This window comes from Pseudomonas uvaldensis (genome assembly GCF_021271205.1).
Lineage (GTDB): Bacteria > Pseudomonadota > Gammaproteobacteria > Pseudomonadales > Pseudomonadaceae > Aquipseudomonas > Aquipseudomonas uvaldensis.
Genome location: NZ_JAIWKS010000001.1, coordinates 468,144 through 489,589, shown reverse-complemented (window position 1 = coordinate 489,589; position 21,446 = coordinate 468,144). Strand labels below are relative to the sequence as shown.

Below are 21,446 nucleotides of genomic sequence, written 5' to 3'. Positions count from 1 at the left end.
AAGGAGCTGCCCATGTTCGAATCCGCCGAAATCGGCCACGTCATCGATAAAGACACCTTTGAAGCCGAAGTGCCGGCCTTGCGTGAAGCGTTGCTCGAAGCCCAGTTCGAGTTGCACCAGCAGGGGCGCTTTCCGGTCATCGTGTTGATCAACGGTATCGAAGGGGCGGGCAAGGGCGAGACGGTGAAGTTGCTTAACGAATGGATGGATCCGCGGTTGATCGAAGTGCGCACCTTCGACCAGCAGACCGATGAGGAGCTGGCGCGGCCACCGGCCTGGCGCTATTGGCGAATGCTGCCGGCCAAGGGGCGCATGGGGATTTTCTTCGGCAACTGGTACAGCCAGATGCTCCAGGGGCGGGTTCATGGCGAGTTCAAGGATCCTCGGCTGGACCAGGCGATCAACGCGGCCGAGCGCCTGGAGAAAATGCTTTGCGATGAGGGCGCGTTGATCTTCAAGTTCTGGTTCCATCTGTCCAAGAAGCAGATGAAGGCCCGGCTCAAGAGCCTCAAGGATGACCCGCTGCACAGCTGGCGCATCAGCCCGCTGGACTGGCAGCAATCCGAGACCTACGACAAATTCGTCAAGTATGGCGAAAGGGTGCTGCGCCGGACCAGTCGCGATTACGCGCCGTGGCATGTCATCGAAGGCATGGATGCCTGCTACCGCAGCCTCACGGTCGGCAGGATTCTGCTCGAAGGGTTGCGTCAGGCTCTGGACCGGCCGAAGATCAAGCCGGAGAAAGTCAGCGTGGCGCCGTTGCCGGCGCTAGACGAGCAGATCACTTTGATCGACAGCCTCGACATGACCTTACGCCTGGACAAGGCCGACTACGAAGAACAGTTGATCACCGAACAGGCACGGTTCGCCGGTTTGTTGCGGGACAAACGGATGCGCCGACATGCTCTGGTGGCCGTGTTCGAGGGTAACGATGCGGCGGGCAAGGGTGGGGCAATCCGGCGGGTGGCGGCGGCCCTCGATCCGCGCCAGTACAGCATCGTGCCGATCGCTGCGCCCACTGAAGAAGAGCGCGCCCATCCCTATATGTGGCGGTTCTGGCGGCACATTCCGGCACGGGGCAAGTTCACCATGTTCGATCGCTCCTGGTATGGACGGGTTTTGGTGGAGCGGGTCGAAGGTTTTTGCAGCCGGGCCGATTGGTTGCGAGCCTACGGCGAAATCAACGATTTCGAGGAGCAGATCGCCGACGCCGGTGTGGTGGTGGTCAAGTTCTGGCTGGCTATCGACAAGCAAACCCAGCTCGAACGTTTCCAGGAGCGCGAGGAAATTCCATTCAAGCGATTCAAGATCACCGAGGACGACTGGCGCAATCGAGACAAGTGGGACGCCTACCGGTCAGCGGTATGTGACATGGTGGATCGCACCAGCACGGAGATCTCCCCCTGGACCCTGGTGGAGGCCAACGACAAGCGCTGGGCACGGGTCAAGGTGTTGCGCACCCTCAATGAGGCGCTGGAGGCAGCGTTCGAACGCAGTGCAAGGCAGGCGCGCAAGAAGTAGCCAACGATGACGCTGCATACGCGAGGTGAATGATCATCGCGATCGGTTATGTGTCGGATCTATGCTCGTTGTCACTTAATCCAATAACGACAATGAGGTAGCGCCATGCGTGAAGTGGTGATCGTCGACAGCGTCCGGACTGGCCTGGCCAAGTCCTTTCGTGGCAAGTTCAACATGACTCGGCCGGATGACATGGCGGCCCATTGCGTCAACGCGCTGCTGACGCGCAGTGATATCGACCCCGCCAGCGTCGAAGACTGCATTGTCGGCGCCGGCTCCAACGAGGGAGCCCAGGGTTATAACATTGGTCGTAACGTGGCGGTGCTGTCCCACCTGGGCACCGGCACCGCCGGCATGACACTCAACCGTTTCTGTTCTTCCGGCCTGCAAGCCATCGCCATCGCTGCCAACCAGATCGCCTCCGGTTGCAGCGAGATCATCGTGGCCGGGGGCGTGGAGTCCATCAGCCTGACGATGAAAAGCGTCAACACCGACAACCTGATCAATCCGTTGCTCAAGGAACAGGTACCGGGGATCTATTTTCCCATGGGCCAGACTGCCGAGATCGTCGCACGCCGTTATCAGGTCAGCCGCGAGGAGCAGGACCGCTACGCCTTGCAGAGCCAGCAACGCACCGCCCGCGCCCAGGCGGCGGGCTTTTTTCAGGATGAGATCGTGCCGATGGCGGTCAAGTACAAGGTCGAAGACAAGCACACCGGTGCGGTGCAGATCCTCGATGGGGTGGTCGATCGCGACGATTGCAACCGCCCGGACACGACCTATGAGAGCCTGGCCGGCTTGAAGCCGGTGTTCGCCGAGGACGGATCGGTTACGGCGGGCAACTCGTCGCAACTCTCCGACGGTGCTTCGATGACCCTGGTGATGAGCCTGGAAAAAGCCCTGGCCCTGGGGCTCAGGCCCAAGGCGTTTTTTCGTGGCTTTACCGTGGCCGGTTGCGAGCCGGACGAAATGGGCATCGGTCCGGTGTTCTCGGTACCGAAACTGCTCAAGGCCAAGGGACTGCAGATCGCTGACATCGATCTGTGGGAGCTCAACGAGGCGTTCGCGTCCCAGTGCCTGTACAGCCGCAATCGCCTGGAGATCGACAACGAGAAATACAACGTCAACGGCGGCTCGATCGCCATTGGCCATCCGTTCGGCATGACCGGCTCGCGCCAAGTGGGGCATCTGGTGCGTGAACTGCAACGGCGCAGTTTGCGTTATGGCGTGGTGACCATGTGCGTGGGCGGCGGTATGGGGGCGACGGGGTTGTTCGAGGCGGTGAGGTAATCAAGCCGCGAGCTGTTGTGGCGAGGGGATTTATCCCCGTTGGGCTGCGCAGCAGCCCTCATTTAACAGCGGGATGCTTTGGTCTGTTGCTCCGGTCAGACAGTCCCGATAAGGTCGTCAGCTGGCGACCTTATCCACCTGCAGCATTCGCTTGATATAGGCCTCGACTTCGAGCAAGGCAACCTCGCGGCTGACGAACGGGCCTTCCTGGGTGCCTTCCCGGGTACTGAAATAGAATTCACCGTTTATCCGGCAAATCCGGTCACTGGGGAAGACCATCGCCGGGGCGACGTCTTGGGCGCGTTTGCCAAGCATTGGAAGGCTCCAAAAAAAGCGTCGAACGAAGGGCGCATTCTATGAGTTGCCGTTCACTGGCGCTTGGCCAGCCGATAGGCGGCAATGTGCCATACCCTTTTGCCCGAACTGTTAGTATCCAACTGTCTCTGTGTCGCCAAAGCATTCTCCAACTAGAATAGCCGTTCTTTTCTTGAGCCTCGGGGATTGCATGCACATTTCGTCCGGTCGTTGGGTCTACGGCCTGCTGCTCGCCTTATTGACCGCGCTGTTATGGGGCATCCTGCCAATCAAGCTCAAGCAAGTGCTGCAAGTGATGGATCCGATCACCGTGACCTGGTTTCGCTTGCTGGTGTCCGGCGGACTGCTGTTCATCTACCTGGCGGCGACGCGACGCTTGCCCAGCCGCAAAGTGCTTGGCCCGCGTGGCGGCTGGTTGGTGGCAATGGCAGTGTTGGGACTGGTGGGTAACTACGTCCTGTACCTGATGGGCCTCAATCGCTTGAGCCCCGGCACCGCGCAACTGGTGGTACAGATGGGGCCGATCATGTTGCTGGTGGCCAGCCTGTTTGTGTTCAAGGAGCGTTTCAGCCTGGGGCAGGGAATCGGCCTGCTGGTGTTGTTGATCGGTTTCACGCTGTTCTTCAACCAGCGCCTCGCGGAATTGTTGACTTCCTTGAGCGACTACACCGCCGGGGTTCTTATGGTGCTGCTGGCATCGACGGTCTGGACCTTCTACGCCTTGGGCCAGAAGCAATTGTTGACGGTCTGGAATTCCTTGCAGGTGATGATGGTGATCTACCTGTTCTGCGCCTTGTTGCTCACGCCGTGGGTGCATCCGCTGGAGGCCTTGCAACTGAGTCCTTTGCAAGGCTGGCTGCTGTTGGCCTGCTGCCTCAACACCCTGATTGCCTATGGTGCGTTTGCCGAGGCCCTGGCTCACTGGGAAGCCTCGCGGGTGAGTGCGACCCTGGCGATCACGCCGCTGGTGACTTTCGCTGCGGTGGCGCTGGCCGCCTGGTGGTGGCCCGATTACGTCCATGCCGAGCAGATCAATCTGCTGGGCTATGGGGGGGCAGTGCTGGTGGTGCTCGGTTCGGCGCTGGTGGCGTTGGGGCCTTCGCTGATGGCCGGGCTCAGGGCCCGGCGTGAGCGGATGGTTACAGAGCGATAGGGTTCATTCCCCTGTGAGAGCGAGCCTGCTCACGATGAGGGCTGTCAGTCACACACGACTCAGCCCTGGCTTCCCGCCTCCAGCATGTTCTCCGGCCGTACCCAGGCATCGAACTCTTCGTCGGTCAAATACCCCAACTGCAAGGCCGATTCGCGCAAGGTCAGCCCTTCGCCATAGGCCTTCTTGGCGATTTCAGCGGATTTGTCGTAGCCAATGTGCGGATTCAGGGCGGTGACCAGCATCAGGCCGCGTTCCAGGTGCGCCGCCATCTGCTCGCCGTCGGGCTCCAGCCCGGCGATGCAATGCGCCTGGAAGTTGCTGCAACCGTCGGCCAGCAGGCGGATCGATTGAAGCAGGTTGTGGATGATCACCGGTTTGAACACGTTCAGTTGCAAATGACCCTGGCTGGCGGCGAAGCCGATGGTCACGTCGTTGCCCAGGACTTGGCAGGCCAGCATCGACAATGCTTCGCACTGGGTCGGGTTGACCTTGCCGGGCATGATGGAGCTGCCCGGCTCGTTGGCTGGTAGCTTCACCTCGGCGAACCCCGCACGAGGCCCGGAACCCAGCAGGCGCAAGTCGTTGGCAATTTTCATCAGGGTCACGGCAAGGGTCTTCAGGGCGCCGGACAGGGTGGTCAGCGGCTCATGGCCCGCCAGGGCCGCGAACTTGTTCGGCGCGGTGACGAACGGCAGGCCGGATAGCGCCGCCAGCTCAGCGGCAATCGCTTCGCCGAAACCATGGGGCGAATTCAGTCCGGTGCCCACTGCGGTGCCGCCCTGGGCCAGTTCGTACACCGCTGGCAACGCGGCACGGATCGCCCGTTCGGCATAGTCCAGTTGGGCGATGAAAGCCGACAGTTCCTGGCCAAACGTGATGGGCGTGGCGTCCATCATGTGGGTACGACCGGTCTTGACCAGTTTCATGTGCCGCGCCGCCAGTTCCGCCAGCCCGCCCGACAACTCGGCGATGGCCGGCAGCAGTTGCTGATGGACGGCCTGAGCGGCGGCGATGTGCATGGCGGTCGGGAAGCAGTCGTTGGAGCTCTGGGAACGGTTGACGTGATCGTTAGGGTGCACCGGGCTCTTGCCACCACGGGGATTGCCCGCCAGCTCGTTGGCGCGACCGGCGATCACTTCGTTGACGTTCATGTTGCTCTGGGTGCCGCTGCCAGTCTGCCAGACCACCAGCGGGAACTGATCGTCGTGCTGGCCGGCCAGTACCTCGTCGGCGGCCTGTTCGATCAGGCGGGCGATGTCGGCGGGCAGGTCGCCATTGCGGTCGTTGACCCGTGCGGCGGCTTTCTTGATCAGTGCCAGGGCGTGCAACACCGACAGCGGCATGCGTTCGTTGCCGATGGCAAAGTTGATCATGGAGCGCTGGGTCTGGGCTCCCCAGTAGGCTTCATCCGGGACTTCAACCTGGCCAAGGCTGTCGGTTTCAATACGGCTCATCGGGTCAAACTCCTGTAGGTCTGAATGCGCTGTTTAGGCCCTGGCGGGCGGCACCGGTTCCGTCAATGTAGGAGCGCCCGGTTCGGTCCGTCAATCGGACCCGGCAAGGGACGGGGTTGAGGCGCGGCGTTTTTTAGGCGCAGAATGGTCGCCCCTGGGGTTTAACCTCGCCAGCTAGAAAAGGAAACTCGATGACCCGTCTTCGTGCCATCTGTACCGCAGTTGCTCTGGTGTGTGCCAGCGGCCCTGTTCTCGCCGATACCGCCAGCCACAACGCCAGTGCCGAAGCGTTCCTGACCCTGGCGCATGCTGACAAACTGGGCACCCCGGTGTACATGCAGGTGCAGCAGATGTTTGCCCAACGCTTCGAGCAGACCAAGGCGCCCGAGTCGAAGAAAGCCACCCTGGAAACCTACCAGGCCAAGGCCAACGCCGCGCTGGACCAGGCCATCGGCTGGAACAAGCTCAAGCCGGATATGGTCAAGCTCTACACCACCAACTTCAGCGAGTCGGAGCTCAAGGACCTGGTAGCCTTCTACCAGTCGCCCCTGGGCAAGAAAGTCCTGGAAAAAATGCCGCAGCTGACCCAGCAGTCGGCCCAACTGACCCAGGCCAAGCTGGAAAGCGCCGTGCCGGTGGTCAACAAGCTGCTGGCGGACATGACCGCCGAGCTCGAACCGAAAGCCGCCGCCCCGGTCAAGAAAAAGCCGTAAGCGGAGCCCGATATGAGCATGCAACAACGCATCGAATCGACGCTCGGGCTGCTGCAGCCCGAGCATCTGCAAGTGCTGGATGAAAGCCACATGCATAGCCGCGGGCAGCAGACCCATTTCAAGGCGGTGGTGGTCAGCCGACAATTCGAAGGCCTCAATCGGGTCAAGCGCCACCAGAAGGTCTATGGCACCCTCGGCGAGCTGATGGGCGAATTCCATGCGTTGGCGCTGCACACCTACACCCCCGAGGAGTGGGCACAGATCGACGCGGCCCCGGCTTCGCCGACCTGTGCCGGTGGCAGCAAGCACTGATGCAGTCGCCACAGGTGTGCTCCTAAAGCCACCGTGTATTTGTTAGAATCCGCAGCGCGCCGCTTACCCGGCGCGTTTTTTTTCGTATCCGGTTCACCCTTTACGAGGGTAGCCACCTGGAGAAATACCCATGACACCACCCATTGTCGTGGCGGCACTATATAAGTTCGTCACCCTGGAAGATTACGTCGAGTTGCGTGAGCCACTGCTCAAGGCCATGCTCGATAACGGCATCAAAGGCACCTTGCTGATTGCCCTGGAAGGCATCAACGGCACGGTTTCCGGTACTCGCGAAGGCATCGACGGACTGCTGGCCTGGCTGCGCAGCGATCCGCGCATGGTCGATATCGACCATAAAGAGTCGTACTGCGACGAACAGCCGTTCTACCGCACCAAGGTCAAACTCAAGAAAGAAATTGTCACCCTTGGCGTCGAAGGCGTGGACCCGAACAAGCAGGTCGGCACCTATGTCGAGCCCAAGGACTGGAACGCACTGATCAGCGATCCGGAAGTGCTGCTAATCGACACCCGCAACGACTACGAAGTGTCCATCGGCACTTTCGAAGGCGCCATCGACCCGAAGACCACCAGTTTTCGCGAATTCCCCGACTACATCAAAGCCAACTTCGATCCGGCCAGGCACAAGAAAGTGGCGATGTTCTGCACCGGCGGCATTCGTTGTGAAAAGGCTTCCAGCTACATGCTTGGCCAAGGGTTCGATGAGGTCTATCACCTCAAGGGTGGGATCCTGAAATACCTCGAAGAAGTGCCTCAGGAAGAAACCAAGTGGCGCGGTGACTGCTTCGTGTTCGATAACCGTGTGACGGTTCGCCACGACCTCAGCGAGGGCGACTATGATCAATGTCATGCCTGCCGTACGCCGGTCAGCGTCGAAGATCGCGCTTCGGAGCATTACGTACCGGGTATCAGTTGCCCGCATTGCTGGGACACGCTGAGCGAGAAGACCCGGCGCAGTGCCATCGACCGGCAGAAGCAGATCGAGCTGGCGAAAGCTCGTAACATGCCGCACCCGATCGGTTACAACTACAAGCAATCAGCTTCCGAGGCTTGAACCATGGCATCGCGCCTGCTCTATGTGATGGACCCGATGTGTTCCTGGTGCTGGGGCTTCGCGCCGGTAGCCGATGCATTGGCCGAGCAGGCGCACGCCGCTGGCGTCGAACTGCATTTGGTCATGGGGGGGCTGCGTACCGGCAGTGGTTCGGCGCTGGAGCCGACGACCCGGCGCTACATCCTCGAGCATTGGCAGGCCGTGACCCATGCCACCGGCCAGCCATTCAAGTTCGAAGGGGCATTGCCGGACGGTTTCGTCTATGACACCGAACCTGCCTGCCGGGCGGTAGTGACGGCTCGCTGCCTGGCGCCGGACCTGGCCTGGAAGCTGGTGAAGCTGATCCAGCAGGCGTTCTATGTACAAGGGCGCGACGTGACCCATGCCAGCGTCCTGGTGGAACTGGCCGAGCAGGCCGGGCTACCGCGCATCGAGTTTGCCGAAGCGTTTGACCGTGCCGACCAACATGCGGCCACCGCTGCGGATTTCACTTGGGTGCAGGACCTCGGTATTGCCGGGTTCCCCACGCTGCTCGCCGAGCGTGACGGCCAATTGGCCTTGCTCACCAACGGCTACCAGCCTCTGAGCCAGTTGTCTCCATTGCTGGGTCGTTGGCTGGAGCGCGCGGCCTGTGCCTGACCTGCCGGAGGGGGCTTCGGTCCCGCAACGCACCGATCGATTGACCTGGGCAGAAATCCGTCGCCTGGCCCTCAAGCACAAAAAAGCCCTGTGGATCGCCAACGGCGTGGCCGTGCTGGCGACCTTGTGCAGCGTACCGATTCCCTTGCTGTTGCCATTGCTGGTGGACGAAGTGCTGCTGGGCCGTGGCGATGCGGCACTGGAGGTGATGAACCACGCCTTGCCGACAGGTTGGCAGAGCGCGGCCGGCTACATCGGGCTGATGCTACTGGCGACCCTGGTTCTGCGCTGCGGCGCGTTGCTGTTCAACGTCTTGCAGGCGCGCTTGTTCGCAAGATTGGCCAAGGACATTGTCTATCGCATCCGCATCCGCTTGATCGACCGCCTCAAGCGCATCTCCCTGGGTGAATACGAAAGCCTGGGCAGCGGCACCGTGGCGGCTCACCTGGTCACCGACTTGGACACCCTCGACAAGTTCGTCGGCGAAACCCTCAGCCGGTTCCTGGTGGCGATGCTGACTTTGGTGGGCACCGCGGGAATTCTGATGTGGATGCATTGGAAACTGGCGCTGTTGATTCTGCTGTTCAACCCCCTGGTGATCTACGCCACGGTGCAACTGGGTAAACGGGTCAAGCACCTCAAGAAGCTGGAGAACGACAGCACCTCGCGTTTCACTCAAGCCTTGACCGAAACCCTGGATGCCATCCAGGAGGTACGGGCCGGTAACCGCCAGGGTTTCTTCCTCGGGCGACTGGGTCTGCGTGCACGGGAAGTGCGTGACTACGCCGTCAATTCCCAATGGAAAAGCGACGCATCTGGCCGCGCCAGTGGCCTGCTTTTCCAGTTCGGTATCGATATCTTTCGTGCCGCGGCGATGCTCACCGTACTGTTCTCCGACCTGTCCATTGGCCAGATGCTGGCAGTGTTCAGCTACCTGTGGTTCATGATCGGCCCGGTGGAGCAATTGTTGAATCTGCAGTACGCCTATTACGCGGCGGGCGGTGCCCTGAGCCGCATCAACGAGTTGCTGGCGCGCAACGACGAGCCCCAGTACAGCGGCGACATCGACCCCTTCGAGGGGCGTGACACCGTGGGGATCGATATTCAGGGGCTGAGCTTCGGTTATGGTGAGGAACTGGTGCTCAACCAGTTGAACCTGTCTATTTCGCCCGGGGAAAAAGTCGCCATCGTCGGGGCCAGCGGCGGTGGCAAAAGCACCCTGGTGCAGCTACTGCTGGGACTTTACACACCGCAGTCGGGCAGCATCCGCTTCGGCGATGCCATGCAACAGGAGATCGGCCTGGAAACCATCCGGGAAAATGTCGCAGTGGTTCTGCAACACCCGGCACTGTTCAACGATACGGTGCGGGCCAACCTGACCATGGGCCGCGAACGCAGCGACGAGGCCTGCTGGCGGGCATTGGAAATCGCGCAGTTGCACAGCACGATCCGCGAGCTGCCCAACGGACTGGACAGCATCGTCGGGCGTTCCGGCGTGCGTTTGTCCGGTGGGCAACGCCAGCGCCTGGCCATCGCCCGCATGGTACTGGCCGAGCCGAAGGTGGTGATCCTCGACGAGGCGACGTCCGCCCTGGACGCCGCCACCGAATACAACCTGCACCAGGCGCTGGCCCGGTTCCTGAGTAACCGGACAACCCTGATCATTGCGCACCGTTTGTCGGCCGTGAAACAGGCTGACCGGGTGCTGGTGTTCGATGGCGGGCAAATTGCCGAAGACGGCGGTCACCAGCAACTGATGGCTGATGGTGGCCTCTACGCCAAGCTCTACGGTCATCTGCAACAGCATTGATGACGCGGGATCATTCCGAATCGCTTGATGCGTTCATTTCCGTGGCCGGGCGCTTGCGCCGCTGTCCCCAGATGACGTTCAGTGCGTCGGCACCGCGTTCATGGCCGAATTCCTTCATGACAATCGAGCAGGATTCGCAGGGCGGCAGGGTCGTCGCCATTGTGATCGACTTGATGTCTTCCGGATCCGGGTACTTTTCACTGAGATAGGCGACCAGTTTGCTTTCGCTGTCACCCGAAGTGACGCGGCTCAGCCTGTCCGAACTGCCTGGGCCGTCCATGAGGTGAGGGATGGCCAGCAGTTTCCCTTCAGGGCTCAGGCTAAGCGCGGCTGGATCGATGGGCGGCCTGAGGCCGTCGACATTGAAGTATGTGGTGTCGCCCCGTGGAATCTCGGTCAGCCCACCGCTGGATTTGAACAGTGGCAGATGCCGGGTGTAGTCCTCGATTCCGGAGACGCTGACATAGACTTCATTTTTGCCCGACGCGGTGGTCACGCTGGCGAAGGCGATGTTCTTCTGGTTTTGCGTCGGCAGGATTTTTTGCAGTTCCTGCATGGCGTCGTTGATGGTGATGACCCGGCTTGTCGATGACGCCGTATCGGGGGTGGATGGATTTGTAAAAAGCGCGTTGAACACGTCCCCTGTAGATTTTTGCAGGGCTTCGGGCGCCTGCGTGGAAGGCTTCCAGACGGCCGCGCCATTGGGTAGCTCGCAGACGATCATTCTCGTCCTGCGGTCGAACAACACGGCTTCAGCGGAGTAGGTATTAACTTTCACCCACTTCATGTTCGAAGGCGGGTGGACAGGCGCTCCAATGGGAATCGAAATTTCATCGATTTTGTCCAGCGCCAGTTCGATCTGGTCTCTGCCGTAGACCCTGGCGGCATTGTTCGCATTCAGCGAACCGATGTACACCCGTTGCAGTTCCTCACCCACCGTGCCTGGCGCCAGGTCGTCAGTGCTCAATTTCTTCAGGGTCAGCGCAGACTCGACACTGTCGGTGGAGGACAGTGTCGTCATGTAGTAATCATCGAAGTTCAGGCGAGTGAAGACATACGTGGATTTCTCGTCGAGAGAGCGGATGATCAACGCGCCCGTCTCATGTATATCGTCGATGTTCTGTGCTGTACCCGTAACTTTGATTCCCCCATACAGACCGGTCTGGAACTGCAGTGTCGCCGAAACGGTTTCCCGAGGGACGGGGACTTTGCTGGTGAGGCCAATCCATTCCGGTCGGCCTTTGTAAGTGTTGAGCTTGCCGCCCTTGAGTTCATAGATCTTCCCTTCGAAGGCCAACAGGGCGCGGTCATTGACGGTTTCCGGCACGGAGGGATAAAGCGTCGTATCGCCGAACCAGGGGGCCCAACTCGGTTCGGGGTCGAACTCACCGGCAGGTGGCCGTTCGGCGGGCTTGCCCGGCAACACATACCTGGTCTTGCAAAACTCGTCGGGTGCACGACGCACACGGCATGGGCGTTGCCCGAGTCGTTCGCTGGCGTCCAGTTGGCTGGCCCGACGCAGGCGTCCATCGTGCAACCGATAGGGCACATCATCCAGATAAAAGGTCCGGTTGCCGTCGACTTCAAGCAATTCTCGCACGCGGGTTTTATCCGGCACCTGGACGATGACATGGGCGTCGGTCCGGACCAGCGTGCTGTAGTGGGAGCGTCCCAGGGACAAGTCGGCCGAAGCCGCGGTCAGCGACGAACCGTAAGGTTTGGAGGAGAGCGGGTCTACCAGGCGGTAGTCGGCAATCTCCAGGGTGCCGACGTTGCGCACAGGCACATCATCGACACCACGCACGGCGCCGAGGTGGTCATTTGGCAGCAGGGGGCGCCATCGTCCAGGATCGGTGACCTGGCCCATGCCTTTCACGAAATCATATTGTCCTGCTCTGCCGCTCAAGGTCTTGAGGCTCAGATAACCTTTTTTGCCGAGCCGGTAGGCGCTTTGGCTACCCGCCTGCAACAAGGATGGAATGCCATCGAGGGGGTTCAGGGTGGCGTTAAGCAAGGTGCCCGAGAGTTTCGCAAAGGCGGGAAGGGTTTCGCGGATACTCCATTTCCCCACCGTCCTGACCAGCTTCAATGAGCCCGAGGCGAATTTCCCGATGGGCAGGACGAACGATGCAAAATCAATGAACAGGCCAAAGGCACCGCTTGCCAGCCGGCCACGATCACCTGAGGTCAGGTCTTCGATGCTGCTCCAGAAAGGCACCAGCATCTTTGCCCATTCGATGATCTTCTTGCGCCTGGCTTCTTCATGGTCGAATTCGGTTTTTCCATAGCAACTGTCGTACAGCGCTTTTTCATCGACGAAAAGCAGATGTTGGGCAATGTGCCGGGTGATTCGGTGAGTGGTCTTCGACTCCAATGTATTTGGCAGGGCGGTGTTGTCATTTCTTTCTGTCGGTTCAAGTGTTTCACCGAGCTGGTCCAGGATCGCGTCGCAGTGGGCATCAGCGCCTGGAGCCGTTCCTTTTACATGGGCATCCCAATCGAAAGGGAGACGCTTGTGACGTATCACTGTCGCGCTCACGGCTGAACCGCGGCTGACTCTCCATTTCTCGGTTTTTTGTTCGCCACCCAGGTGCTGCGAAGTCATATCCGTTCGGCGCCGGATGACTCCGGCCCGGGGCAGCAGTTCATAGTAGGCAGTTTTTTCGTCTCGGGTCGCCGCCAGGATGAATCCGTTGCGTGCGCGCAGAGGGAGCGTCGTCTCGTGCGTCTCATTCGCCGCTTCGACCCCGGTGGTTGCTTGTCTCAAGGAGTAGACCTTGATCGATCCATATTCCAAGGTGTGACGGTCAGACAACGGAAGAGACGCGAGTTGGTGGGCGATCAGTGTCCTGTAGGCGCTTTTGATTTGGTGGATGTAAATCTTGAAGTGAGTCGCAAAGGTCTTCTCGATATCTGGCAGAACTCTGTCTTCCCGGGGTATTGCAGACAGGTTCGGCCACCACAGATTCGTCTGGACGGTTCGATCACTGGCGATTTTCAACCAGGCATTGGTTGCATATTTTCCATCGGGCCCGGTGACAAACCATTTTCGCCCGGTGAGTTGGCCGGAGGCGTAGACGTCAATAAATGAATAAGTGTTTGGGGCAGTTCCGCCAATCGGGGGCACACTTCGAAAGTTTGGGGCGGCGTGAACAGCATCGGCTTCCTTGACCAGTTTCCTTCCATCGGTCACGAAGCGTCCTTCGCCAAAGAGTCTCGCCACCTTGAGTTTGGCAATGTTCAGCCTTTCGGGCGGTGGACTGTCGAGCCAGCGGATCGCCTGATTCAAACTATCGATGGTGGTATCGAGCTTTTGCGCGGTGTCCTGTAGATCTTGCGTCGAATAGTTGGCGTCAGCTTTGTAAGAAACCATTCCATTCGTCACGGCCCATTCCAGCATCGGTTTCAATCGGGTCAGCGTAATCAACTTCAAGTCTTCGGATGTTGCTTCGTCGGCCTGCCGTATTGGCAGATCGACCAATTGCTGGAAGTTCAGGCGGTGCAATAACAAAGGGTCAATGGCATTGGCGAGATGGACGCCATGGACAAAATTCACCCAGACAGTGGAGCTTCGGTAAGCCAATTGTGGCGGTATATCGCGAACTTGGAACTCCGCCGGGAACAAGGGTTGGAAAAGCCCCGCAATCAAAATGGATTCGTTCTCGGACGAGGCGCGTTTGGACGCGAGCAGATGCTCCTCGAACCCTGTCTGGATTTCCTGGTAGCTCTTTCCCCAATAGGACGACTTTTGCCAAACATAGCCGGCAACGCCCTCCGGATTTTCGCCACCTGCCGGGGCGATCCACAGGCGAAGGGCTTTGATCACCAGCTGGACGCGAATTCCAGGAGCGGTTTCTTCGCCGGCTCCGCCACCGAACCAGCCCAGGGCTTGCAACAGTAGGTTCGCCAAGGCCTGGGCTTTTGCCGATTGCAGGATTGTTTCGAGGTACATCGACGGTTTCGCACGGAGTTTCGCCGTCGTCAGCTTGTCGATGTCGACAGCATCGAGACAGGCCAGCAGGGAGGTTTGTGGTGTGGGCAGGAATCGGCGCACCGTGTCGATGATCCGACTGTTGGTCAGCGCCTGTTCGGGTGTCGGCTCCTGGCTGGCTTCGTCGAGATTTATGCCATGCCACAGTCCGAGTGAATGGCGAGCACGCTTTTCTTCCAGAGCATCGATCGTGGCTTCGCGTTGTCCGGCGTCTTGCGGGTCCCAAGGGATAAAACCATAGAAGCGGGTCATTCTGATCAGGGAAAACTGACTGTCGAAGCGGATCTTGCCACCCAGCCTTAGAGCGGATTTTTCAATGTTCACCAATAAGCCCTGGCAGCCAGGCTGCTTGTCGAGTTCAAGCTGGACGACATCGGGACCGCTCTTCTGGTGTGTCGAGTAAAAGGCTTTGCCTTCTTTCAGCGTGACCGTCAGCTTGTCGGGCGAGGCATCCAGCCTGTCGCACAGCGCTTGATAAGCCTTGTCTTCGATCAGCGCTCGCAATGCACGTTGACCGACTTCATTTTCCAGGGCCATGGGCGAGCACGGTCTGGGGATCAGCAGCCTGTCGATAAACCTGTCGGAGGGTGTTTCATTGCTTCGAATCACTGCCAGCAGTGCGTCATATTCATCCAGCAGACCCTGGTGCGCTTGGGCATGAGACGGCCATGGGTTCAGTGCTGAAAGGTCAGAAGCGGGCGAGGACGGCATAGTGGGGTTCCCTGATAACTAACGAAAGGTTCTCTACCGCTTCAAAAGTGCGAAATAGAGAGCGCTCGTATCCAATCAGTCCAGGGAAAGTCCGAGGCGGTAGATATGTATAGCGTGCAGGCATGTTGTCACTTTTTCGGTAGTTACCCTCACGCGTCGCCAGCAGCGGTTCGGGTGTTCGAGTGGGAGCAACGTTAAATAATGTGTGGCCTCTTGCGGGGAACTCTCGCTGCTCCTAGTCTTGCTGGAATGATCGGTCTGAAGGCTGGTCGACGAGCCTAGCAGGCCACTAGACAGGGACCTCATGAATCAAGCGCGGACTCTCGGAACTCCCCGGTTGTTGGGCATCGTCTGGCCTTTTATAGCCGTTGTCCTGTTTCAGGCCTTGTTGGGAGGCGTCAGTCTTTACGTATTGTCGGCGGTCCGTGGCTATGTGGCGGGAGAAAGTCTCTGGTCGAAGGGACAGAAAGATGCGATCTATTATCTCAATCTTTACGCCGACAGCCGCGACGAGGCGATTTTTCACAAGTACCAGCAAGCCATCGCCGTGCCCGAGGGCGGTCATGAACTGCGAGTGGCGCTGGATCGCCAGCCGCCGGATCTGGAAGCGGCACGGGCGGGTATCCTCAAGGGGGGCAATCACCCGGACGACGTCGCCAGCCTGATCTGGCTCTACCTGAATTTCCGTCACTTCAGTTACCTGGAAGAAGCCATCGATCTCTGGACGGTGGGGGACAGCTATCTGACCGAACTCAATAGCGTCGCCCGGCAGATGCACGAGAGCATTTCCCAAGGCAAGGCCACGGACCCCGATATCCGCGGCTGGAAGGCGCGGATCTTTGCCATCAACGATTCCGTCACACCTGCCGCGAAGGCTTTCAGTGATGCGCTGGGCGAGGGGTCTCGCTTTATTCTGCGCCTGTTACTGGTGACCAACTTCGCCACCGCCCTGGGTCTGATTGTCCTGGCATTGTTGCGTACCCATAAACTTCTGGCCCAACGACAGATTTTTGCCAACGCGCTGCAAGTGGAGAAAGAGCGGGCGCAGATCACGCTGCAGTCTATTGGCGACGGTGTCATTACCACCGACGTCGAGGGCGCCATTGCCTATATGAACCCTGCGGCCGAGGCGATGACCCACTGGAAGGCCGAGCATGCCACCGGCCTGCCCCTGGCTGCGCTGTTCAATTTACTCGACGACAACGCCCAGACCGAGGGCTTGACCCTGATCGAGCATATCCTCAGCGGTCGGCTCGGTGGCGGCAGTGAGCATTCGAAACTGATCCAGCGCCTGGACGGCAGCACGGTTTCGGTGACGCTCGTGGGTGCGCCGATCCGCCATGGCGGCAAGGTCAGTGGCGCCGTGCTGGTATTGCACGACATGACCCAGGAGCGTCAATACATCGCCAACCTATCGTGGCAGGCCACCCATGACGCCTTGACCGGCCTGGCTAACCGCCGGGAATTCGAGTACCGCCTGGAGCAGGCCTTGCACAGCCTGACGCGCCAGAGCGGTCGTCATGCCTTGATGTTCCTCGATCTGGACCAGTTCAAACTGGTTAACGATACCTGCGGCCACGCGGCGGGTGATGAACTGTTGCGCCATATCTGTGCTTTGTTGCAATCGGGGTTGCGGGAAAACGACACCCTTGCCCGGCTGGGTGGGGATGAGTTCGGTATCCTGCTGGAGAACTGCGCGCCAGACGCGGCGGAGAAGATCGCCGAGGGGCTGCGCCAGACCGTGCAGAATCTGCATTTCGTCTGGAAAGGCCGGCCCTTTGTGACCACCGTCAGTATCGGGCTGGTGCATATCGCTCAGAACCCGGCGACCCTGGAGGCGTCCCTGCGTGCCGCCGACATGGCCTGCTACATGGCCAAGGAGAAGGGCCGCAACCGCGTGCAGGTTTATCACGCCGACGATTCGGAGCTGTCCCTGCGATTTGGCGAAATGGCCTGGGTGCAGCGTTTGCACATGGCCCTGGAGGAAAACCGCTTCTGTCTTTATGCCCAGGAAATTGCCGCGCTCGGGCCAGGTGACCATGGCGGCGGGCATATCGAGATCCTGTTGCGCCTGTATGACGAAGCCGGTCGGATGATATTGCCTGACAGCTTCATTCCCGCGGCGGAGCGCTATGGCCTGATGACCTCTCTGGACCGTTGGGTGGTGGAGAACGTCTTCAAGATCATTCGTCAGTGCCTGAATGAGACGGGACAGAGACCGCTGGCCATGTGTGCGATTAATCTGTCAGGCACTACTATCGGAGATCAGGCGTTTCTCGATTTCTTGCGTAAACAGTTTGCGGTCTATTCGGTTCCGCCAGAAATGATTTGTTTTGAAATAACCGAAACCAGCGCTATTTCGAATTTAGGCAGTGCGATCCGCTTTATTAATGAACTCAAGGGCTTGGGTTGTTATTTCTCCCTGGATGACTTTTGTGCCGGAATGTCTTCATTCGCTTACCTGAAACATTTACCTGTAGACTTCCTGAAGATCGATGGGAGTTTCGTAAAGGATATGCTGGACGACCCGATTAACCGTGCAATGGTCGAAGTGATCAACCACATCGGCCACGTCATGGGTAAGCGCACCATTGCAGAGTTTGTTGAAACCGCCCAGATCGAGCAGGCATTGCTGGAAATCGGCGTGGATTACGCTCAAGGGTATGTGATCGAGCGCCCGCAATTGTTTACCTGTGACACGTTGCAGTGTAGGCCGGCCCGGCCCCAGCCGTTGTTATTCAAGGCCCCCGGCACGTTCCGCTGAACCTCTTGTTGATCCGTAAAAATCACAATCAAAAGGAGCCAGACAGTGATCGACACATTCAACCGAACAGGCCCGCTCATGGACGCCACAAGCTATCCGAAATGGGCACAGTTGCTCATTGCCGATTGCAGCGAGAGCAAGCGCCGGGTTGTCGAACACGAGCTGTATCAGCGCATGCGTGATAACAAGCTCAGCACCAGGACCATGCGCCACTACCTCATCGGTGGTTGGCCGGTCGTCGAACAGTTCGCCTTGTACATGGCGCAGAACCTCACCAAGACCCGCTTTGCCCGCCACCCTGGCGAGGACATGGCCCGTCGTTGGCTGATGCGCAACATTCGTGTCGAACTCAACCATGCCGACTACTGGGTGAACTGGAGTGCGGCCCATGGCGTTACGCTGGAAGACCTGCAAGCACAGCAGGTGCCACCTGAACTGCATGCATTGAGTCACTGGTGCTGGCACACCAGCTCATCGGATTCGTTGGTCGTGGCGATTGCGGCGACCAACTATGCCATCGAGGGTGCGACCGGGGAGTGGTCGGCGCTGGTGTGTTCCAGTGGTGTCTACGCGGCAGCCTTTGCCGAGGAAGACCGCAAGCGGGCCATGAAATGGCTGAAGATGCATGCCCAGTACGACGACGCCCACCCGTGGGAAGCGCTGGAAATCATCTGCACGCTGGCGGGCATGAACCCGAGCAAGGCTTTGCAAGCCGAGCTGCGCCAAGCCATTTGCAAGAGCTATGACTACATGTACCTGTTCCTGGAACGCTGTATGCAACTGGAGCAGGAGAAAATCTCATCCACTCGCGAGCGTCTGGCCCTGGCCGGGAGCTGATCACCCCTGAGTCAGTCCGATGGCCAACGGGGAGGTTGGCTGTCGGACTTCATTGCGAACAGGCTCGCAAACATTTCAGCCCGCCATCGCCAACCGGTTCCGTCCTTCTCGTTTGGCGACATACAGCGCGCTGTCGACCCTTCTGAGCACGCTATCGACGGATTCCCCCGGCAGCAGGGTCGCGCAACCGAGACTGACCGTCAGGTCGATCCTCGTTTGCGCTGCAAAATAATCCTGCAACTGAGCGGCATGACGCAGCCTTTCACCGACCACGGCTGCGGCCTCTCGGCTGGTATTGGAAAGCAGGATCAGGAACTCCTCACCGCCGAACCTGAACACCATGTCGACGTTGCGCAATTGCTGTTTGATCGACTCGGCGACAGTCTTGAGCACTACATCGCCAGCGTCATGGCCGTAGGTGTCGTTGATGCGCTTGAAATGATCGATATCGAGCATCAGCAGCGACAGCGGCTGCATATGACGCCGGGACATGTCTATTTCCCGATTCAAGGTCTGTTCCATCGCGATGCGGTTACCGGTGCCGGTCAACGGATCGCGCAGGGCGCTCTGGGTCGCGACGCGGTAGAGCAGGGCGTTGCGCAGTGGAAACAGCAGCGTCGACATCACGGACTCGAGGTCGTGCTGCTCGGGATCGGTAAAGCGCTGATTGCGCCGGAATACCAGCTCGCCCAGATCTTCGCCTCCATGACTCAAGTTGTAGCTGAGCACGTGGTGTCCGCGCTGGCCGAACTCCATGCGTAGGTCGCTGGGCTTGTGCTGGTAGGCCAGTGCATCCAATGGCACCAGCCGCTGGACTTCACGGAAGAACAGCCCCAGGACCCGCTGTGGCTCCAGGCTGGTCTGCAATTGCTGGCCCAGTTGTTGGCGCAATTGCTCAAGAGTGACGGACCGCGCCGATAACGGTGACGGCTGGCCGAGCCCCAGGCGCTGCAACTTGGCGCTGTCGAAGTCAATCGTATTGGTCTGGGTGGGCGTTTTCATATGGCGTAAGCCCCTGCAAAATCTGTCCCGATAGGGTGGGCGAGGCAGCGCCGGGCTGCGTATCGTACTGGTCCATCAATCCCGTGAGGCATTGAGTTGAGTCTAGTCTGCTTTCCCTGAGTGGCCGCAGGTCTCGCCTCAATGCCTGTTACCCGCCGGACATGGCGTGTTTGAGGGTATTTAGAGCGAAACTCGTGCCAGTCCGTTCAATACGGAAAAATCACTTGGAAAATCAACGCAGTGAAATGCAGATGCGGGCCTGGCGCTGGTGTCGAGCGACAGAGGTCTGGCGATTCGCCTGGCTTGGCATTGCACGAGGCAGCGCCGCGACGGTAAACCGCCGCGACGTGAAGTGGAGGCGTTATTGGGCGTTGAAAGCCTGGCCGTTGACACCCGTGCTGTCCGGGCCCATCAAATACAGATAGACCGGCATGATCTCTTCAGGCGTCGGGTTGTTGAGTGGATTTTCTCCTGGATAGGCCTGGGCACGCATGCTGGTGCGGGTGGCGCCCGGGTTGATGCTGTTGGCGCGAACCGCCGAAACGGAGTCGACCTCGTCGGCCAGGGTCTGCATCAACCCTTCGGTCGCGAACTTTGACACGCCATACGCACCCCAGTATGCCCGGCCCTTGCGTCCGACGCTGCTGGAGGTGAACACCACCGATGCATCCTTGGACAGTTTCAGCAAAGGCAGCAGCGTGCTGGTGAGCATGAACATGGCGTTGACGTTCACGTGCATCACGCGCATGAAGTTTTCGCCGGAGAGTTGTTCAAGCGGTGTGCGCGGGCCGATGATCGAGGCGTTATGCAGCAAGCCGTCCAGGTGACCGAATTCGGTTTCGATCATGGCCGCCAATTCATCGTACTGGTGGGGCAGGGCGGTTTCGAGATTGAATGGGATCACCGCCGGTTGTGGATGGCCGGCCGCTTCGATTTCATCGTAGACCTGGGTCAGGTTGGCTTCGGTCTTGCCCAATAGCAACACGGTGGCGCCATGGGCGGCGTAAGCCTTGGCGGCAGCGGCGCCGATGCCGCGACCGGCGCCGGTCACGAGGATGACCCGGCCTTCGAGCAGGTCGGAGCGGGCGGTGTAATCAAACATAAAGAACCTCACGAAACAAAACGATGCGTGGTGATGCACTGTTGTGGTGAGGGGATGGATCCCCTTCTCACGACTGCGACTTTCAGCTCAGCAACTGCACAACGCGTTATCCAATACTTCCCGCAGCGCCGACGGGTGATCGATCACCACATCCGCCCCCCAATGTCTGGGGTTGTCGTCTGGATGGATATAGCCGTAGGTCACCGCACAGGTCCGGGTACCGGCGCTGCGGCCGGACTCGATGTCCCGCAGGTCGTCGCCCACGAACAGTACGCTGGACGGGTCCAGGTCCAGCATTTTGCACGCCAGGATCAACGGCTCCGGGTCGGGTTTGCTGTTCTTCACATGATCCGGGCAGATCAGCACCTTCGAGCGCTCGGCCAGCCCCAGTTGCTGCATGATCGGTTCGGCGAAGCGCACGGGTTTATTGGTCACCACGCCCCAGATCAGGTTGGCGGCTTCAATGTCGGCCAGCACCTCGGCCATGCCGTCGAACAGGTGGCTGTGGACCGCGCAACCCTTGAGGTAACGATCCAGGAACTCCTGGCGCAGTTCCTCGAACCCGGGTGATTCCGGGTCCATGGAAAAGGTCACCGCGACCATCGCCCGGGCGCCCCCGGAAATCTCGTCGCGGATATGCTGCGTATTCATCGGCGGCAAGCCGCGGTCGGCACGCATGGCCTGGCAGATGGCGATGAAGTCCGGTGCCGTGTCGAGCAGCGTGCCATCCATGTCGAAGAGAACTGCCTTCAGACGCATT

The 21,446-nt window shown here is 59.6% G+C and carries 16 protein-coding genes; 10 read left to right on the top strand and 6 right to left on the bottom strand.

Features of this window, described 5'->3' with window-relative positions:
* The first annotated feature begins 12 nt into the window (after nucleotides 1-12).
* Both pap and LCU97_RS02235 read left to right on the top strand, forming a co-directional pair.
* Complete coding sequence (gene pap, locus LCU97_RS02240) at nucleotides 13-1,521, top strand: polyphosphate:AMP phosphotransferase (RefSeq protein WP_053155027.1); 1,509 nt, start codon at nucleotides 13-15, stop codon at nucleotides 1,519-1,521.
* Nucleotides 1,522-1,626: 105 nt separating this feature from the next.
* Nucleotides 1,627-2,811, top strand: coding sequence for a thiolase family protein (locus LCU97_RS02235; RefSeq protein WP_232775451.1), 1,185 nt, complete (start codon nucleotides 1,627-1,629; stop codon nucleotides 2,809-2,811).
* A 117-nt stretch (nucleotides 2,812-2,928) separates the two neighbouring features.
* On the opposite strand, the gene LCU97_RS02230 is transcribed toward LCU97_RS02235, so the two are convergent.
* Complete coding sequence (locus LCU97_RS02230) at nucleotides 2,929-3,126, bottom strand: DUF6316 family protein (RefSeq protein WP_232775450.1); 198 nt, start codon at nucleotides 3,124-3,126, stop codon at nucleotides 2,929-2,931.
* 190 nt (nucleotides 3,127-3,316) lie between these two features.
* Here LCU97_RS02230 and LCU97_RS02225 point away from each other — a divergent pair, with 190 nt between their 5' ends.
* Nucleotides 3,317-4,279 carry a DMT family transporter gene (locus tag LCU97_RS02225; RefSeq protein ID WP_053155034.1) on the top strand — a complete coding sequence of 321 codons (963 nt, stop codon included), beginning with the start codon at nucleotides 3,317-3,319 and terminating at the stop codon, nucleotides 4,277-4,279.
* Between the two features lie 59 nt (nucleotides 4,280-4,338).
* On the opposite strand, the gene LCU97_RS02220 is transcribed toward LCU97_RS02225, so the two are convergent.
* The gene (locus tag LCU97_RS02220; RefSeq protein ID WP_053155036.1) at nucleotides 4,339-5,733 is read right to left on the bottom strand and encodes a class II fumarate hydratase; all 1,395 of its coding nucleotides are present in this window, start codon (nucleotides 5,731-5,733) and stop codon (nucleotides 4,339-4,341) included.
* A 191-nt stretch (nucleotides 5,734-5,924) separates the two neighbouring features.
* On the opposite strand from LCU97_RS02220, the gene LCU97_RS02215 reads away from it, so the two are divergent.
* From LCU97_RS02215 to LCU97_RS02195, 5 genes are all read left to right on the top strand, one after another.
* Nucleotides 5,925-6,446 carry a DUF2059 domain-containing protein gene (locus LCU97_RS02215; protein ID WP_053155038.1) on the top strand — a complete coding sequence of 174 codons (522 nt, stop codon included), beginning with the start codon at nucleotides 5,925-5,927 and terminating at the stop codon, nucleotides 6,444-6,446.
* Between the two features lie 12 nt (nucleotides 6,447-6,458).
* Nucleotides 6,459-6,758, top strand: a complete 300-nt coding sequence (locus tag LCU97_RS02210; protein ID WP_053155039.1) for a BolA family protein — start codon at nucleotides 6,459-6,461, stop codon at nucleotides 6,756-6,758.
* A 130-nt stretch (nucleotides 6,759-6,888) separates the two neighbouring features.
* The gene (trhO, locus tag LCU97_RS02205) at nucleotides 6,889-7,830 is read left to right on the top strand and encodes an oxygen-dependent tRNA uridine(34) hydroxylase TrhO (protein ID WP_232775449.1); all 942 of its coding nucleotides are present in this window, start codon (nucleotides 6,889-6,891) and stop codon (nucleotides 7,828-7,830) included.
* A gap of 3 nt (nucleotides 7,831-7,833) precedes the next feature.
* The gene (locus tag LCU97_RS02200) at nucleotides 7,834-8,469 is read left to right on the top strand and encodes a DsbA family protein (protein ID WP_232775448.1); all 636 of its coding nucleotides are present in this window, start codon (nucleotides 7,834-7,836) and stop codon (nucleotides 8,467-8,469) included.
* Nucleotides 8,462-10,279: an ABC transporter ATP-binding protein gene (locus tag LCU97_RS02195; RefSeq protein WP_232775447.1), complete on the top strand. Its 1,818-nt coding sequence runs from the start codon at nucleotides 8,462-8,464 to the stop codon at nucleotides 10,277-10,279. Before LCU97_RS02200 ends, LCU97_RS02195 begins: the two co-directional genes overlap by 8 nt.
* Nucleotides 10,280-10,289: 10 nt before the next feature.
* On the opposite strand, the gene LCU97_RS02190 is transcribed toward LCU97_RS02195, so the two are convergent.
* Nucleotides 10,290-14,981, bottom strand: coding sequence for a hypothetical protein (locus LCU97_RS02190; RefSeq protein ID WP_232775446.1), 4,692 nt, complete (start codon nucleotides 14,979-14,981; stop codon nucleotides 10,290-10,292).
* 304 nt (nucleotides 14,982-15,285) lie between these two features.
* Here LCU97_RS02190 and LCU97_RS02185 point away from each other — a divergent pair, with 304 nt between their 5' ends.
* Nucleotides 15,286-17,745 carry an EAL domain-containing protein gene (locus LCU97_RS02185; RefSeq protein ID WP_232775445.1) on the top strand — a complete coding sequence of 820 codons (2,460 nt, stop codon included), beginning with the start codon at nucleotides 15,286-15,288 and terminating at the stop codon, nucleotides 17,743-17,745.
* 78 nt (nucleotides 17,746-17,823) lie between these two features.
* The gene (locus tag LCU97_RS02180) at nucleotides 17,824-18,582 is read left to right on the top strand and encodes a TenA family transcriptional regulator (protein ID WP_269802788.1); all 759 of its coding nucleotides are present in this window, start codon (nucleotides 17,824-17,826) and stop codon (nucleotides 18,580-18,582) included.
* A gap of 75 nt (nucleotides 18,583-18,657) precedes the next feature.
* Here the strand turns inward: LCU97_RS02180 and LCU97_RS02175 are convergent, their stop codons facing one another.
* The 3 genes from LCU97_RS02175 to mupP form a co-directional block, all read right to left on the bottom strand.
* Nucleotides 18,658-19,584, bottom strand: a complete 927-nt coding sequence (locus tag LCU97_RS02175; protein ID WP_053155054.1) for a GGDEF domain-containing protein — start codon at nucleotides 19,582-19,584, stop codon at nucleotides 18,658-18,660.
* 361 nt (nucleotides 19,585-19,945) lie between these two features.
* Nucleotides 19,946-20,686 carry a YciK family oxidoreductase gene (locus tag LCU97_RS02170; protein ID WP_232775444.1) on the bottom strand — a complete coding sequence of 247 codons (741 nt, stop codon included), beginning with the start codon at nucleotides 20,684-20,686 and terminating at the stop codon, nucleotides 19,946-19,948.
* 87 nt (nucleotides 20,687-20,773) lie between these two features.
* The gene (gene mupP / locus LCU97_RS02165) at nucleotides 20,774-21,445 is read right to left on the bottom strand and encodes an N-acetylmuramic acid 6-phosphate phosphatase MupP (RefSeq protein ID WP_053155057.1); all 672 of its coding nucleotides are present in this window, start codon (nucleotides 21,443-21,445) and stop codon (nucleotides 20,774-20,776) included.
* Nucleotide 21,446 lies beyond the last annotated feature (1 nt).